The sequence below is a fragment of the Burkholderia sp. IO2 genome (assembly GCF_029522185.1).
In the GTDB taxonomy this organism is placed as follows: domain Bacteria; phylum Pseudomonadota; class Gammaproteobacteria; order Burkholderiales; family Burkholderiaceae; genus Burkholderia; species Burkholderia cenocepacia.
The window spans coordinates 148,459-163,685 of the sequence record NZ_JAKWFH010000006.1 but is presented as its reverse complement, the minus strand read 5'-3'; the positions used below and the strand labels follow the sequence as shown (position 1 = coordinate 163,685).

The 15,227-nt window shown below is 67.6% G+C and carries 14 protein-coding genes; 5 read left to right on the top strand and 9 right to left on the bottom strand.

Annotated features, from left to right (window positions below; genetic code table 11):
* Positions 1–216 precede the first annotated feature (216 nt).
* A complete protein-coding gene (locus MMB92_RS05865) occupies positions 217–480 on the top strand; it encodes a hypothetical protein (RefSeq protein ID WP_006489463.1) in 264 nt (87 codons plus the stop codon).
* Positions 481–564: 84 nt separating this feature from the next.
* Here the strand turns inward: MMB92_RS05865 and MMB92_RS05860 are convergent, their stop codons facing one another.
* The gene (locus MMB92_RS05860; RefSeq protein WP_006489480.1) at positions 565–1,359 is read right to left on the bottom strand and encodes an AraC family transcriptional regulator; all 795 of its coding nucleotides are present in this window, start codon (positions 1,357–1,359) and stop codon (positions 565–567) included.
* A gap of 622 nt (positions 1,360–1,981) precedes the next feature.
* Here MMB92_RS05860 and MMB92_RS05855 point away from each other — a divergent pair.
* Together MMB92_RS05855 and MMB92_RS05850 are read left to right on the top strand one after the other, a co-directional pair.
* The gene (locus MMB92_RS05855; RefSeq protein ID WP_077175778.1) at positions 1,982–3,118 is read left to right on the top strand and encodes a branched-chain amino acid ABC transporter substrate-binding protein; all 1,137 of its coding nucleotides are present in this window, start codon (positions 1,982–1,984) and stop codon (positions 3,116–3,118) included.
* Between the two features lie 314 nt (positions 3,119–3,432).
* Positions 3,433–4,743 (top strand): MFS transporter, encoded by a 1,311-nt coding sequence (locus MMB92_RS05850; RefSeq protein ID WP_006494264.1) that lies wholly within the window; start codon positions 3,433–3,435, stop codon positions 4,741–4,743.
* A 113-nt stretch (positions 4,744–4,856) separates the two neighbouring features.
* Here the strand turns inward: MMB92_RS05850 and MMB92_RS05845 are convergent, their stop codons facing one another.
* The 4 genes from MMB92_RS05845 to garD form a co-directional block, all read right to left on the bottom strand.
* Positions 4,857–5,294 carry a DoxX family protein gene (locus tag MMB92_RS05845; protein WP_006491342.1) on the bottom strand — a complete coding sequence of 146 codons (438 nt, stop codon included), beginning with the start codon at positions 5,292–5,294 and terminating at the stop codon, positions 4,857–4,859.
* Between the two features lie 165 nt (positions 5,295–5,459).
* A complete protein-coding gene (locus MMB92_RS05840; RefSeq protein ID WP_006491332.1) occupies positions 5,460–5,915 on the bottom strand; it encodes an RbsD/FucU family protein in 456 nt (151 codons plus the stop codon).
* Positions 5,916–5,994: 79 nt separating this feature from the next.
* Positions 5,995–6,387: a nuclear transport factor 2 family protein gene (locus tag MMB92_RS05835; protein WP_006491341.1), complete on the bottom strand. Its 393-nt coding sequence runs from the start codon at positions 6,385–6,387 to the stop codon at positions 5,995–5,997.
* A gap of 183 nt (positions 6,388–6,570) precedes the next feature.
* Positions 6,571–8,124: a galactarate dehydratase gene (gene garD / locus MMB92_RS05830; RefSeq protein WP_112750425.1), complete on the bottom strand. Its 1,554-nt coding sequence runs from the start codon at positions 8,122–8,124 to the stop codon at positions 6,571–6,573.
* A 229-nt stretch (positions 8,125–8,353) separates the two neighbouring features.
* On the opposite strand from garD, the gene kdgD reads away from it, so the two are divergent.
* Positions 8,354–9,268, top strand: coding sequence for a 5-dehydro-4-deoxyglucarate dehydratase (gene kdgD, locus MMB92_RS05825; protein ID WP_006491348.1), 915 nt, complete (start codon positions 8,354–8,356; stop codon positions 9,266–9,268).
* Between the two features lie 87 nt (positions 9,269–9,355).
* Here kdgD and MMB92_RS05820 read toward each other — a convergent pair whose 3' ends face one another.
* A complete protein-coding gene (locus tag MMB92_RS05820) occupies positions 9,356–9,910 on the bottom strand; it encodes a hypothetical protein (protein ID WP_069352611.1) in 555 nt (184 codons plus the stop codon).
* Between the two features lie 191 nt (positions 9,911–10,101).
* Positions 10,102–11,679 carry an aldehyde dehydrogenase (NADP(+)) gene (locus tag MMB92_RS05815; RefSeq protein ID WP_264832790.1) on the bottom strand — a complete coding sequence of 526 codons (1,578 nt, stop codon included), beginning with the start codon at positions 11,677–11,679 and terminating at the stop codon, positions 10,102–10,104.
* A 247-nt stretch (positions 11,680–11,926) separates the two neighbouring features.
* Here MMB92_RS05815 and MMB92_RS05810 point away from each other — a divergent pair, with 247 nt between their 5' ends.
* Positions 11,927–13,303, top strand: coding sequence for an MFS transporter (locus MMB92_RS05810; protein ID WP_006494259.1), 1,377 nt, complete (start codon positions 11,927–11,929; stop codon positions 13,301–13,303).
* Between the two features lie 66 nt (positions 13,304–13,369).
* Here the strand turns inward: MMB92_RS05810 and MMB92_RS05805 are convergent, their stop codons facing one another.
* Entirely contained in the window at positions 13,370–14,095 is a 726-nt protein-coding gene (locus tag MMB92_RS05805; protein WP_277562594.1) for a site-2 protease family protein, read from the bottom strand.
* Positions 14,092–15,045 (bottom strand): DUF2167 domain-containing protein, encoded by a 954-nt coding sequence (locus MMB92_RS05800; protein WP_109342840.1) that lies wholly within the window; start codon positions 15,043–15,045, stop codon positions 14,092–14,094. The genes MMB92_RS05805 and MMB92_RS05800 overlap by 4 nt, the downstream gene beginning before the upstream one ends.
* Between the last annotated feature and the right edge of the window lie 182 nt (positions 15,046–15,227).

Below are 15,227 nucleotides of genomic sequence, written 5' to 3'. Positions count from 1 at the left end.
TCACCCGCACCATCGTGGTGAATCGCACCGCCGAAGGCCCGCCCGCACGGCCGGCCTCGATCAGCGGGGAAGCTACGCGGCGTCTGGCGTTACATCCCGTAACCCGTACCGCAGCGCAGCATTGCGCCGTCCGCCACGGTTTTAAGAATCGCTTAAGTCTTCGACGGCACCATCCGCAACCAGTACCCGATGGTCATCTCGAAAAGGAGGAAAGCGATGAGCGCCGTAGAAGCACCCGCGGGCCGCCCGGCCGCGCCCCCTGCAAAGAAGACGATGCTGCGCCGCCTGCTCAGTCATCATGAAATCGCGACGCTGCTCGTGCTGCTGCATGCGCCGATCGGTGCGAACGCCAAACCCGAATTGCCCGCGCTGCAGGAAGCCGGCCTCGTCGAAATGGTCAAGCTCGACCCCGATACGGCCCCGAGCTTCCGGCTGACCGAAGACGGCACGGCCGTCCTGAAAGGGCTCGGCTACCGCTAAGCCGCCGCTTTCACCGCTTCACCCTTCCCGCTTCCCCGCCTTACCCCGATCCCCGCAACGCGCCGGCCACGCCGGCGAGTTGCGTCACCCCGCCCGCTCCTGCAGCATCAACCGGTATTCCGTCGGCGTCACGCCGACCGTCGCCTTGAACTGACGCGTGAACGCGCTGTGATCCGTGTAGCCGCACAGTGCGGCGACGTCGGTCACCTTGTCGTGCGTGACGAGCAGCGCGGTGGCCGCGTCGAGCCGCGTCTTCAGCAGCACCTGGCGCGGCGTCAGGTGAAACACCTTGTGGAAGTAGCGTTCGAGCTGCGCGACCGACATCCCGGCCATCTGCGCGAGCTGCTTCAGGTTCAGCGGCTGCACGTAATGATCCTGGATGTGCTGGACCACGTCGGCGAGCCGGCTGTAGGCCGGGTGCGATCCCTCGTGCGCCTTCAGGTCGCGCGAGATGCCCGCGAGGCCGACCACCCGGCCCGCGGCGTCGCGCAGCGGCTCCTTGCAGGTCAGGCACCAGCCTGGCTGGCGGCCCGGATACAGGTGCAGCTCGAGCTGGTCCATCAGTTGCTGGCCGGCGTTGATCGTCGCCATGTCCTGCTCGAAATAGCTGCGGCCGAAGCGACGCGGAAACACCTCGTCGGCCGTCTTGCCGAGCAGGTCGCGCTTGTCCTTGTAACCGCAGCGCATCGCCAGCGTGCGATTGACGATCGCGTAGCGGCCGCTCGCATCCTTCACGAAGAACGCGACGTCCGGCAGCGCATCGAACACCGGTTCGAGCAGGCGGAAATGCACGAGCATCGCGCCGAGATCGGCGTTGTCGGGCTGGTAGCGCAACGTGTCGGACAGGCTCATGGGCGGTACGGCAAGCAAGGTCGTCATCCCGGCAACCGCGAAGCGAGTGGCGGATGGCGTCGATTATAGGAGCGCCCCTTCGTTCGCGTCGCGCCGAACGCGGGGCGGGCAAGGCGGCGGCCGGTTGCATCGTGCGTCGCGATCGGCCGCATCGGTCAGCCGCACAGGTTGCGCACACAACCACTTCGAAACGCATGCGGCGCCGGCGAAGGTTCCGCTTTCGCCGCGGCCGGCGCAGCACATCGACACACTGCCAGCACGCCCCCGAATCCGCCATCCTAAAAATGCCGGCGACCCGCGTCTTGGCGGGTTTGCGCATTCGCCATGACGATTTCAGCATATATCAGGGTAATCGACGATATGCCGATATCGTCGCCGGTCACGCATCGAACGCGCAAGACGCACGCATTTTCGCTATCTAGACTTCGCTTCACGGTCACGAGACGACATCCCGCCGCTGCCGCAATCGGCACGCACGACCCGTCGCATCCGCCGTCGCGCACGCCGATTCCGGCATAGCGCACGCAGTACGCGGCGAGCACGCATCGCCGCTGCGCACCGGCCTGCGGATCGATACGTCTCGCCCGGTTTACCGGCGCCGGCCCGCATGCCGGCGGCGGCCCAACCACGCCATCAAGGGGAAGTGAAAGTGAAGCTGAAGGTATCGCACGTCGCGCTGGCCGCCGCCTGCGCACTGTCGGGCGCGCACGCCATCGCCGCCGACGTCGTCAAGATCGGTTTCGCCGCACCGCTGACCGGCCCGCAGTCGAATTACGGCACGGACATGCAGAAGGGCGTGCAGCTCGCGATCGCCGATTTCAACGCGACGCATCCGACGATCGGCGGCAAGCCCGTCACGTTCCAGCTCGACTCGCAGGACGACCAGGCCGACCCGCGCACCGGCACCACCGTCGCGCAGCGACTGATCGACGACAACGTCCGCGGGATCATCGGCCACTTCAACTCGGGCACCAGCATTCCGGCGTCCGACCTGTACGATCGCGCGGGGCTGCCGCAGATCTCGATGGCGACGTCGCCGCAATACACGGCGCGCGGCTACAAGACGACCTACCGGCTGCTGACGAGCGACGCGCAGGCGGGCCGCATCGTCGGCACGTACGCGGTGAAGACGCTGCGCTTCAAGCGCATCGCGATCATCGACGACCGCACGGCCTACGGCCAGGGCATCGCGGACGAATTCGCGAAGGCCGTGGAAGCGGCCGGCGGCACGATCGTCAAGCGCGACTTCACGAACGACAAGGCGCTCGATTTCTCCGCGATCCTGACCAACCTGAAGGGCATGAATCCGGACGCGATCTTCTACGGCGGCGGCGATGCGCAATCGTCGCCGATGATCCGCAAGATGCGCCAGCTCGGGATGAAGTCGGCCTTCGTGACGGGCGAAATGTCGCGCTCGCCGACGTTCCTGAAGGTCGGCGGCGACGCGGCCGAAGGCGCGATCGTCTACATGGGCGGCCTGCCGAAGGAAAAGATGCCGGGCTTCTCCGGCTACGCGGCCCGCTACAAGGCGCGCTTCAACGAAGACGTGATCACCTACTCGCCGTATTCGTACGACGGCACGATCGCGCTGCTCACCGCGATGAAGGACGCGAACTCGACCGACCCGAAGGTGTACACGCCGTACCTCGGCAAGGTGTCGATCAAGGGTGTGTCGGCCCCGAGCATCGCGTACGACGCGAAGGGCGACCTGAAGGATGCGCCGGTGACGATCTACAAGGTCGAGCGCGGCGCGTTCAAGCCGGTCGATACGATCGCCGGCAACTGATACGCACCCCTTCCCGCGCGGCGCGCCAGCGGCTCACCGGCCGCCCGCGCCGCGCGCGCTTCGGCCGCCCGGTCCGAAGCCGTCCTCGGCGCGCGCCCGCGCGCAGGCATTTCGCGCTCCTGTAGAATCCCCCCACCCGCTTTGACGCTTCGTCTCCGCCGTGCCCCATCCCGGTGCGGCGGCGCGTGTTGCGCGCCCCACCCGGCACGCCGCACGCTTCGACGACGCAAGCCGCGCCTTGTCAGTCCATGCCGAAAAGCGGGCCCTGGAGACGCAGCACCGACAACAACATTCGAATACCGATCGTCCTGACCATGCAAGCTTCCGAATTGAGCGGCGTGCCTCGCGCCGCCGAACGCGCGCTCACGCGCAGCGACTACAAGACCCTTGGCCTTGCCGCACTCGGCGGCGCCCTCGAGTTCTACGACTTCATCATCTTCGTGTTCTTCGCGCCGGCGATAGGACAACTGTTCTTCCCGCACGACATTCCCGACTGGCTGCGCCAGTTGCAGACGTTCGGCATCTTCGCGGCCGGCTATCTCGCGCGTCCGCTCGGCGGCGTGATCATGGCGCACTTCGGCGACCTGTTCGGCCGCAAGCGGATGTTCACGCTGAGCGTGCTGATGATGTCGGTGCCGACGCTGCTGATGGGCCTGCTGCCGACCTACGACACGATCGGCATCCTCGCGCCGGTGTTGCTGCTGCTGTTCCGCGTGCTGCAGGGCGCGGCGGTCGGCGGCGAAGTGCCGGGCGCGTGGGTGTTCGTGTCCGAGCACGTGCCGTCGCGCCATATCGGCTACGCATGCGGCACGCTGACCGCGGGTCTCACGGCCGGCATCCTGCTCGGCTCGCTCGTCGCGGCCGGCATCAACAGCCGCTACTCGACGGCCGAAGTCGGCGCGTTCGCATGGCGCATTCCGTTCCTGCTCGGCGGCGTGTTCGGGCTGTTCTCGGTGTACCTGCGCCGCTGGCTGCATGAAACGCCGGTGTTCGCCGAGATGAAGGCGAAGAAGGCGCTCGCGGCCGAGATTCCGCTGAAGGCGGTGCTGCGCGACCACGGCCGCGCGGTGATCGTGTCGATGCTGCTCACGTGGATGCTGTCGGCCGCGATCGTCGTCGTGATCCTGATGACGCCCGCGCTGCTGCAGAAGCAGTTCCACCTGACGCCGGCGACGACGCTGTTCGCGAACAGCGTCGCGACGCTGTGCCTGACGGCCGGCTGCATCACCGCGGGTTCGCTCGCGGGCTGGATCGGCGCGAAGCGCGTGCTCGGCATCGGCGGGCTCGGGCTGGCCGCGTGCTACTACCTGCTGTTCGCGCAGGTCGCGGCCGATGCGTCGACGCTGCCGCTCTACTACGGGATCGCGGGCTTCATGGTCGGCACGATCGGCGCGGTGCCGTTCGTGATGGTCAAGAGCTTCCCGGCCGTCGTGCGCTTCTCGGGCATCTCGTTCTCGTACAACGTCGCGTATGCGATCTTCGGCGGCCTCACGCCGGTGATCGTGTCGCTGATGATGAAGTCGAATCCGCTCGCGCCGGTCGTGTACGTCGCGGCAATCTGCGTGCTGGGCGCGATCGCCGTGCAGTTCTCGAAGGATGCGAAGGATGTGAAGGACGCACGCTGAACGTCGGCGCGCACGCGCGGGCCGGATGAACGAAGGGCCGAATCCCGCAGCGTGCGGGATTCGGCCCTTTTGTCTTGCGTCGGCCTGGCGGCGGCTGCGTGAATCTGCCCGGTTCAGCGCAGCACGCCGTACGACGAACTCGGCCGGCGCAGCGCGTCGATGCTCGCGCCGCCTGCGCCCGTGACGAACAGCAGCAGGAACCCGCCGGCGATCGCGACGTTCTTCCAGAAGTGAATCACCATGTCGTGCTGGACGGCCGCGTTCGTCGCGTCCCAGAAATTGTGCCCGACCATCGCGGTCGCGATCGTGTAGACCGCCATCAGCAACGCGAGCGGCCGTACCTTGTAACCGACGATCAGCAGCAGGCCGCCGAGCCCCTCGATCGCGACGACGATCGGCGCGACGACCTGCTGATAGGGCACGTTCATCCCGTGCAGATACGCGACGAAGTCGCTGTAGCCGAGCAGCTTCATGATGCCGCCCCACAAGAACAACGCCGCCAGCGCCAGGCGTGCGAAAAAAATGACGCCGGAATCGACGGTACGCGTCATGCCTCTCTCCTCGTATGCAATTCGGCCGGCCGCGCGGCCCGGCAGGGGGCGCGCGGCAAATGGGCCAGCATAGAGGGTCTTTCCGCGGTGTCCAAGAAAAAGGTTGTAGCAAATCTTTACACTGCGGCGGCGACGCCCGCGGCCCGACGCGTGGAAAAAACGCGTTTAGCCCGCGTCGCTCAACAGCACGCCCTTCTTGAAGATGAAGCAGCCGTAGCCGCGCGTTTCGCCGGTGACGATCACCGCATACGCCTGCTGCGCGCGCTCGTAGAACGCGAAACGGTCGATGCCGGCGAGCGGCACCGCGCGCCCTTCCGCGCGGTCGATCTCGGCCTGCACTTCGCGCTGCACGGGCGGCACCGCGGCCGCGTCGCCGACGACTTCCATCCGCCATGCGGGCGTGTCGACGAACGTATCGAGCGGCAGCACGGACAGCACCGCGCGCACGACGCGCGCCGAATCGGCGCCGTCGATCCGCAGCGCGCGGCCGACCACCGTGTGCTCCGCGACGGATTCCGCCGGGAAATTCGCATCGCAGATCGCGATTTCGTCACCGTGGCCCATCGCGCGCAGCGTGTGCAGGATGTCGGCGTGCAGCAGCGGGTCGAGATTCTTCAGCATGTCGGCTAGTCTCCGGGATCAGGAACGAATCGCATAACGTTACCCGATCCCGGCGGCCGCTGCGCATGTGCCGTTCGCGTCACGACGCCGCGGCCGGCATTTCGTCGATGAAACCCGTGACCGATGCGAGGCGGCCCGATGCGTCGACGGTGCCGAAGTCCGAGCCCTTCACGATCGCCGCGCCGTCGGGCGACACGAGCGCCCACGAGAACCGCAGATGCTGGCCGAACGCGTCGACGTCAGTCGTGCGGCGGAAGCGGTACGCGGGGAAACGTTGCTGCACGGCGGCGATCATCGTATCGATGCCCGCGTGGCCGTCGCCGGCCATCAGCGGATCGCGATAGGCCGCGTCGCTCGCGTAGGTCGCGTCGATCAGCGCGCGGCGGCGCGCGACGTCGGGTTCGTTCCACGCGTCGAAGTAGCGGTCGACCAGGTCGGCGTGGACGGACGAAGCGGATTGAGCGGTGTTCATGGCGAGGCTCCTTGTGTCGGTGGACGATGTCGCGGACGTTTCGGGTCCGCGTGCCGCTATCGTCGCCGGGCGCGCGCGGACGGTCGATTACGTGCGAGGTAAGGAAATCGCGCGTGCGCCGCCCCAAAAGAAAACGGGCGCCCGAAGGCGCCCGCATCGTCTTGCCGCTACCACCCGCACGTATCAGGTCACCGGCGCCGGATTGAACAGCGTCAGCGCATTCGCGAGCTTCCATTGCTCGGCCCACGTGCGGCGCTTGCCGCTGGCGACGTCGAGCATCAGCCGGAACAATTCCCAGCCCGTGTCCTCGATCGTCGCCGCGCCGGTCGCGATCTGCCCGGCGTCGAGATCCATCAGGTCGTGCCAGCGGCGCGCGAGATCGCTGCGCGTCGCGACCTTGATCACCGGCACCTGCGCGAGGCCGTACGGCGTGCCGCGGCCGGTCGTGAAAATGTGCAGGTTCATCCCCGCCGCGAGCTGCAGCGTGCCGCAGATGAAATCGCTCGCGGGCGTCGCCGCGTACAGCAGCCCCTTCTGCCGCGCCCGATCGCCGGGGCGCACGACGCCGGCGATCGGCGCGCTGCCCGACTTCACGATCGACCCCATCGCCTTCTCGACGATGTTCGACAGCCCGCCCTTCTTGTTGCCCGGCGTCGTGTTTGCGCTGCGGTCGACGCGGCCGCGCTGCAGGTAGCGGTCGTACCAGTCCATCTCGCGAATGATCTCGCGGGCGACGTCCTCGTTCGCCGCGCGCGACGTGAGCTGCGCGACGCCGTCGCGCACTTCGGTCACTTCCGAGAACATGATCGTTGCACCCGCACGCACCAGCAGGTCGGCCGCGAAGCCGACCGCCGGGTTCGCGGTGAGCCCCGAGAACGCGTCGCTGCCGCCGCACTGCACGCCGACGACGAGATCCGACGCGGGACACGTCTCGCGACGGCGGCGGTTGAGCCGCTCGAGATGCGATTCGGCCATCTTCATGATCGAGTCGATCATCGAATTGAAGCCGACGTGCGCGGCATCCTGCAGGCACACGACGCCGCCGTTGCCGGTCGCGCCGTCGGCGCTCACCGGGATCGCGCCCGGCGGCAGCAGACGCTCGGGCTGCAGCTTCTCGCAGCCGAGGCTCACGGTCATCACTTCGCCGCCGAAATTCGGATTCAGGCTGATGTTGCGCAGCGTGCGGATCGGGATGTCGGCGTCCGGCGCATCGATCGCGACGCCGCAGCCATACGTATGTTCGAGCCCGACCACGTCGTCGACGTTCGGGTAGCGCGGCAGCAGTTCGTCCTTGATCCGCTTCACCGCATGTTCGACGACGCCCGACACGCATTGCACGGTCGTCGTGATCGCGAGGATGTTGCGCGTGCCGACCGAACCGTCGGCGTTGCGGAAACCCTCGAACGTATAGCCTTCGAGCGGCTCGAGCGGCGGCGCGGCACGCGTCGCGAGCGGCAGGTCGTCGAGGCCCGGCGGCTCGGGCATGCGCATCGTGCGCTCGTTGACCCAGCTGCCGCGGCGCAGGTCGGTCAGCGCATAGCCGATCACCACGTTGTAGCGCACGACCGGGGCGCCGGCCGCGAGGTCGACGAGCGCGACCTTGTGTCCTTGCGGCACGCCTTCGCACAGCGTCAGCCCGTCGGCGAACGTCGCGCCTTCGGGCAAACCGCCGTCGTTGACGACGATCGCGACGTTGTCGTCCGGATGCACGCGGATGTAGAGCGGGGAAGCAGTCATCGGAATTCCTGGAAGCATTCTGCGATATCGTTAGTCATCATACGACATTCAACCTCACTCGACGATGCTGCGTAAACCCTTATCCGGAAAGACCCTACCCTTGACCCGCCAGCAAACCGCTTGCGTCGCTCTTTCTTGCGTTGTACGATGACATACAACGACATCGCCAATTCGGCTCGTATGCCGTTCCCGACGAACCAGCACTCGCGCTAGACGGACGACCCCAACCATGACTTCACCGCAAGAACTCAAACAGATCATCTCCCACGGCCTGCTGTCGTTTCCGCTGACGGATTTCGACGCCGACGGCAGCTTCCGTCCGAGCACCTATGCCGAGCGCCTGGAATGGCTGGCGCCGTACGGCGCGAGCGCGCTGTTCGCGGCCGGCGGCACCGGCGAATTCTTCTCGCTCACGCAGCGCGAGTATTCGGACGTGATCCGCGTCGCGACGGAAACCTGCAAGGGCAAGGTGCCGATCCTCGCCGGCGCGGGCGGCGCGACGCGCGTCGCGATCGAATATGCGCAGGAGGCCGAGCGCCTCGGCGCGAGCGGCGTGCTGCTGATGCCGCACTACCTGACCGAAGCGAGCCAGGAAGGGATCGCCGACCACGTCGAGCAGGTGTGCCGCGCGCTGAAGATCGGCGTCGTGGTGTACAACCGCGCGAATTCGAAGCTGAATGCGGACATGCTCGAGCGCCTCGCCGACCGTTGCCCGAACCTGATCGGCTTCAAGGACGGCGTCGGTGAAATCGAGAGCATGGTCACGATCCGCCGCCGCCTCGGCGATCGCTTTGCGTACCTCGGCGGCCTGCCGACGGCCGAAGTCTATGCCGCCGCGTACAAGGCGCTCGGCGTGCCGGTGTATTCGTCGGCCGTGTTCAACTTCATCCCGAAGACGGCGATGGCGTTCTACGAAGCGATCGCGAAGGACGACCACGCGACGGTCGGCCGCCTGATCGACGAGTTCTTCCTGCCGTACCTGAAGATCCGCAATCGCCGCGCGGGCTACGCGGTCAGCATCGTGAAGGCGGGCGCGAAGCTCGTCGGCCACGATGCGGGCCCGGTGCGCGCACCGCTCGTCGATCTCACCGAAGCCGAAGCGGCCGAGCTCGACGTGCTGATCAGGAAGATGGGCCCGCAGTAAGCGGGTTCGCCGGCGGCGCGGGCGTCCCGCTCCGCCTCCGTCTCACGCGATGGCCGCGCGGCTCGACGAGCCGGCGCGGCCATTGCATTACATCTGCGCGATCGCGCCGATGATCCGCTGACGCACACCGGTGAGCGTGTGCTGCGTCTCGTCGATCCCCTTGCGCGCCGCAAGCGGCCGGCCGCGCGCCGGCGACTCGGCGCCCACGATCTGTTCCAGCACGTCGCGATCGACGACTGCATCGAAGAAGCGCCCGACGGTAAACATCGCGTACTGCTTCGCCGTCGCGAGATGCGTGTTGGCCTGCGTGAGCGCGTCGGCGCGCTGCGCGCCGTTCGGCCCGTCGATGCTGCGGCGGTGCTTCAGCGCGAACACCACCGCCTCCATGTCTTGCTTGAAGCGCTCGACGGCCCTGCCGAAGATCACCGAATGCGGATCGGGGCCCACGACGGGCCGCCCCTGGTTGATCGTCACGTCGAATTCGCTGCCGCCCAGCTCGCGCTGCAGCGCGAACAGCGCGTCGGCCAGCACGCGCCCTTCGCTGGTTTCGCCGATCTGGGTACGGACCGATTTCGCGACGTCGCCGATCGCTTTCCACAATCCGGCCGCGAACAGGTGGTCGCCACGCTTGCTGATATTCATTGGATGGTTCCTTGTTGGTCTTGTGCGTCTCTCAGGCTCGCCCGCGGACCTGACGGTCCGAGGCTTCGCTACTGTAGGAGAAACGGTGCCAACAGGAAAGCCGCGCTGAAAAAAACGGAGACGGCCACCGGCCGCCTCCGTTTTTACCCATCCGGCGAGCGGCCCGGCGTTCGCCGCCGGGCCGCCGCCCGTCACTCCGCCTTGCCGTCCCGCAGCCGCGGAATCGCGAGCGGGTTGCCTTCCTGCAGCCCTTCCGGCAACAGGTCGTCCGGGAAGTCCTGATAGCACACCGGCCGCAGAAAACGCTCGATCGCCGTCGCACCGACCGACGTGACGGCCGGGTTCGACGTCGCGGGGAACGGCCCGCCGTGCACCATCGCGTCACACACCTCGACGCCGGTCGGGTAGCCGTTGACCAGCAGGCGCCCGGCCTTGCGCTCGAGGATCGGCAGTAGCCGGCGCGCGAGCGGCTTGTCGTCGGCATCCATCTGCAGCGTGGCCGTCAACTGGCCTTCGAGCGCGTCGAGCACGCGTGCGACTTCGTCGAGATCGCGACAGCGCACGATCAGCGACGCCGGCCCGAACACTTCGTGGCTGAACGCCGGCTCGCCCAGGAACGCCTGCGCGCCCACTTCGTACAGCGCGCCGCCCGCCTGGCAGTCGGTCTGCGCCGCCTCGCCCGAGCCGATTTCGCGCACGCCCGACAGTTCGGCCAGCTTGCCGCGACCGTGACGGTACGCATCGGCGATGCCGCGCGTGAGCATCACGCCGGCCGGCTTCTTCGCGAGCGCCTGCGCGGCGACCGTCTCGAAGCGGTCGAGATCGGGGCCGTCGATCGCGAGCACGAGGCCCGGATTGGTACAGAACTGGCCGACGCCGAGCGTCAGCGAATCGACGAAGCCCGCGGCGATCGCGTCGCCGCGCGCGGCCAGCGCGGCCGGGAACAGCACGACCGGGTTGATGCTGCTCATTTCCGCATAGACGGGAATCGGCTGCGGACGCGCGTTCGCGAGCTGCACGAGCGCCATCCCGCCCTGCCGCGAGCCCGTGAAGCCGACGGCCTGGATCGCCGGATGACTGACCAGCGCCGCGCCGATCACGCGGCCGGGGCCGACCAGCAGCGAGAACACGCCGGCCGGCATGCCGGTTTTCGCGACGGCGGCGCGGATCGCGCGGCCGACCAGCTCGGACGTGCCGAGGTGCGCTTCATGCGCCTTCACGATCACCGGGCAGCCGGCCGCGAGCGCCGACGCGGTATCGCCGCCCGCCACCGAGAACGCGAGCGGGAAATTGCTCGCGCCGAACACGACGACGGGCCCGAGCGCGACTTTCTGCAGCCGCAGGTCCGAACGCGGCAGCGGCGTGCGCGCCGGCTGCGCGGGATCGATCGACGCGGCGAGGAAACGTCCGTCGCGCACGACACGCGCGAACAGCCGGAGCTGGCCGACGGTACGGCCGCGCTCGCCCTGCAGCCGCGCGACGGGCAGGCCCGTTTCGGCGTGCGCGCGCTCGATCAGCGCGTCGCCGAGCGCGACGATTTCATCGGCGATCGCTTCGAGAAACGCCGCCCGGGCCGCGAGCGGCTGCGTGCGGTACGCATCGAACGCGTCGCGTGCGAGTTCGCACGCGCGGTCGACGTCGGCCTGCGTCGCGACGCCGAACGCCGGCGCCTCGATCGGTGCGCCCTTCGCCGGATCGAACGCGTACAAGGTTCCGGCCGAGCCGGCCACCGCTTCGGCGCCGATCAGCATCTCTCCTGTCAGTTGCATGGGTGTGCTCCGTGGTTCGGGAATGGATTGCCTATTGTAGCTCAACAGATACGATGTCTGCCGACATCCGCGCAGTATCCTGTCCGCAGGCAAAGGCGCCGACGATACACGCGGAAGCCTTTCCCGGCCAGCCTCTCACGACTTTCCCACACTGTGACGACGATCCTCAAAGGGAAAACCCGAGGTTTCTGGATTCGAGCATTCTCAATAAACTTTCGCTCATGTCATACGACGACGTATATTTAAAGTGAGCAATCAACCCTCCCCGCGCGATCTTCCGCTCGACCTCGCGCGCACCGCGCGCCGGACCGCCGTGCGCTACTGGATCCTGGCGATGCTATTCGTCGTCACGACGCTCAACTATGCGGACCGCGCCACGCTGTCGATCACCGGCACGCCGATCCGCAAGGCGTTCGGCATCGATCCGGTGACGATGGGCTACATCTTCTCGGCGTTCAGCTGGGCGTACGTGCTCGCGCAACTGCCGAGCGGCTGGCTGCTCGACCGCTTCGGCGCGCGGCGCGTGTATGCGGCGAGCATCTTCCTGTGGTCGGCGTTCACGCTGCTGCAGAGCACGATCGGCCTCGGCGGCAGCGCCGCGTTCGCGGTCGCCGCGCTGTTCGCGATGCGCTTCGCGGTCGGCATCGCGGAGGCGCCGGCGTTTCCGGCGAACGCGAAGGTCGTCGCGAGCTGGTTCCCGACGGCCGAGCGCGGCACCGCATCGGCGATCTTCAACGCCGCGCAGTACTTCGCGGCCGTGGTGTTCTCGCCGCTGATGGCCTGGCTCACGCATGCGTACGGCTGGCACCAGGTGTACCTGTGGCTCGGCCTCGCCGGCATCGCGCTCGCATTCCTGTGGCTGCGCGTCGTGAAGGACCCGGCCGACCATCCGGCCGTGAACCGGGCGGAGCTCGACCATATCGAGCAGGGCGGCGGCCTCGTGCGGTCCACCACGCGCGGTAGCGGCGGCGCGTCCGAAGGCAGCCGCGTGGCGGGCTGGTACTACGTGCGCCAGCTGCTGTCGAACCGGATGCTGATCGGCGTGTACGTCGGCCAGTACTGCGTGAACGTGCTCACGTACTTCTTCCTCACGTGGTTTCCGATCTACCTCGTGCAGGCGCGCGGGATGTCGCTGCTGAAGGCCGGCTTCATGACGTCGCTGCCGGCGATCTGCGGGTTCCTCGGCGGCGTGCTCGGCGGGATGCTGTCGGACGCGCTGATCCGCCGCGGCGTTTCGCTGACGCTCGCGCGCAAGATCCCGATCGTCGGCGGGATGCTGCTGTCGATGGTCATCATCGGCTGCAACTACGTCGACAGCGAAGCGCTGGTCATCATGCTGATGGCCGTGTCGTTCTTCGGCAAGGGGATCGGCTCGCTCGGCTGGGCCGTCGTCGCGGATACCGCGCCGAAGGAAGCGATCGGCCTGTCGGGCAGCCTGTTCAACATGTTCGGCAACACGGCGGGCATCGTCGCGCCGATCGCGATCGGCTACCTCGTCGGCGCGAGCGGCTCGTTCAACGGCGCGCTCGTGTTCGTCGGGCTGAACGCGCTCGTTACCGTGTTCAGCTATCTCGTGATCGTGAAGGAGATCAAGCGCGTCGAACTGCGTCATCGCGACGCGTGAGGTTCGACCTTTGAAAAACGGCGGCCGCTTCATGCGCGGCCGCCGTTTTTTTACATCGGAGCGACGTCAGGTCGACGCGTGCACGGCGCGCAGCATGTCGTGCACGCCGGACGTCATCAACGCGAGGAACGCAAGCAGACCGACGTAGCAAAGCGCGTAGGTCGTCTTCGTCTCGATCGACGTCGCGTAGTACACGCGGTTCTCCGGCGCGTCGGGATCGTAGCGCCACGCGCGCTTCAGTTGCGGCAGCGCGAGGATCGCCATCACGATCAGCAGCGGGCTCGGCCAATACACGAACAGCGCGATCAGCACCGGCACGCCGGCGAACCAGATGCGCGGCGACAGCACCGCGGTGATCCGCCCGCCGTCGAACGGCGACAGCGGAATCATGTTGAACAGATTGAGGAAGAAACCCGTGTACGACAGCGCGAGCAGCAGGTTGCTGTCGGTGTGGCGCGCGGCCGCGTAGCAGGCCAGCGCGCCGAGGGTGCCGACGAACGGCCCGGCGAGGCCGACGTAGGCCTCCGTTTCCGCGTCGTGCGGCATGTCCTTCAACTGGATCCACGCGCCGACGAACGGGATGAAGGTCGGCAGCCCGACGTCGAGCCCGCGCCGCTGCGCGGCGACGTAGTGGCCGGCTTCGTGCACCAGCAGCAACGCGACGAAACCGGCCGCGAAGCGCCAGCCGTAGAACAGCGCGTAGACCGCGATCGACGCGAGCATCGTGCCCGCCGAGACGAGCACCTTGCCGAGCTTCAGGCCGCCGAAGATCAGCAGCAACAGCTTCGTCATTCCTTGCGCTCCGTGGCGGCGGCGTCGGATGCATCCGCGATGGCCGGGGCCGCGGCCGCCTTCGGCTTGCGCCCGAAGAAACGCTTGAGCGCCGCGCCGCCGGCCAGCAGCGCGACCGCGCCGATCTTGAAGAACTTGACCGCGAACGCGCCGATCAGCGCGAGCAGGCCGAGCTTCTTCGCGCCGACGCCGACGATCAGCGCCGCGAGCCCATACTCGGCGACGTGGTCGGTCGACTGGTTGAAGTCGGCATAGCGCTTGCCGTCGTTGAAACGGATGTTCGACAGCAGTTCGTCGGCCGACGCCTTGTACTTCGGCAGGTCGGCGAGCGTCGACGCCATCGTCAGCGACAGGTAGCCGTCGCGGCCGAGCACGAGCGTCCGGTAGTTCACGCCGTCGTTCGCGGCATTCGGCGCCGCGCCCTTGTCCCGGATGATCGCCGACCACACGAGCCGGTGCGTGGCCGCGTCGTACGCGGGCGCCTTCGCCCAGCCGACCACCTCGGTTTCGGGCAGGCCGCGCGCCTTGCGCGCCGGGTTGTTTTCCTCGGTGCCGGCCTGCAGGCTTTTCAGCAGTTCGTCGGGCTTCCAGTCCTTCGCGTCGTCGTCGCGGATGTAGCCGCTCGGCTCGAACGACACGACCGAAATCCAGTCGGCGTCCGGATCGTCGGGCAGCACGAGGCCGACCAGTTTCGCTTCGTCGATCGCGTTGCCCATCGAGCGCAGGTAGCGGCCGGCTTCGGCGGCCGGCACGAACGATTCGCCGGCTTTCAGCTTCAGCACGGCTTCGTGTTTGACGTCGATGTCGGTCGGCCCCTTCACGACCGCTTCGTTGGCGGCCGCGGCGGCGGCCCTCATTTCCACCTGCGCGGCTTCGGTCTGCGCGTGGCCGCTGGTCGCGGCGAGTGCGAGCGTCGCCACGCAGGCGAGCCGGACGGCAAGTTTTTTCATTGTTGGATTCCCCTGGAATGCCTTGTTGTCGATGTGCGCGGGGTCCGGCCTCGGCATCGTGGCCGCAGGTCCGGCGCCGCCTCTCAGGTGGCACGGGGGCTATGGTAACGCAGCGGCTGCGCGCGACCGCGGCGGCACGCGGCGCTTACCTCGCAGGTAATGCCGAAGCGGCGCGAGATTGC

Coding starts and splice junctions, on each gene's coding strand:
- MMB92_RS05865 (WP_006489463.1), top strand. CDS start 217: ATGAGCGCCGTAGAAGCACCCGCGGGCCGCCCGGCCGCGCCCCCTGCA.
- MMB92_RS05860 (WP_006489480.1), bottom strand. CDS start 1,359: ATGACGACCTTGCTTGCCGTACCGCCCATGAGCCTGTCCGACACGTTG.
- MMB92_RS05850 (WP_006494264.1), top strand. CDS start 3,433: ATGCAAGCTTCCGAATTGAGCGGCGTGCCTCGCGCCGCCGAACGCGCG.
- MMB92_RS05845 (WP_006491342.1), bottom strand. CDS start 5,294: ATGACGCGTACCGTCGATTCCGGCGTCATTTTTTTCGCACGCCTGGCG.
- MMB92_RS05840 (WP_006491332.1), bottom strand. CDS start 5,915: ATGCTGAAGAATCTCGACCCGCTGCTGCACGCCGACATCCTGCACACG.
- MMB92_RS05835 (WP_006491341.1), bottom strand. CDS start 6,387: ATGAACACCGCTCAATCCGCTTCGTCCGTCCACGCCGACCTGGTCGAC.
- garD (WP_112750425.1), bottom strand. CDS start 8,124: ATGACTGCTTCCCCGCTCTACATCCGCGTGCATCCGGACGACAACGTC.
- kdgD (WP_006491348.1), top strand. CDS start 8,354: ATGACTTCACCGCAAGAACTCAAACAGATCATCTCCCACGGCCTGCTG.
- MMB92_RS05820 (WP_069352611.1), bottom strand. CDS start 9,910: ATGAATATCAGCAAGCGTGGCGACCACCTGTTCGCGGCCGGATTGTGG.
- MMB92_RS05815 (WP_264832790.1), bottom strand. CDS start 11,679: ATGCAACTGACAGGAGAGATGCTGATCGGCGCCGAAGCGGTGGCCGGC.
- MMB92_RS05805 (WP_277562594.1), bottom strand. CDS start 14,095: ATGACGAAGCTGTTGCTGCTGATCTTCGGCGGCCTGAAGCTCGGCAAG.
- MMB92_RS05800 (WP_109342840.1), bottom strand. CDS start 15,045: ATGAAAAAACTTGCCGTCCGGCTCGCCTGCGTGGCGACGCTCGCACTC.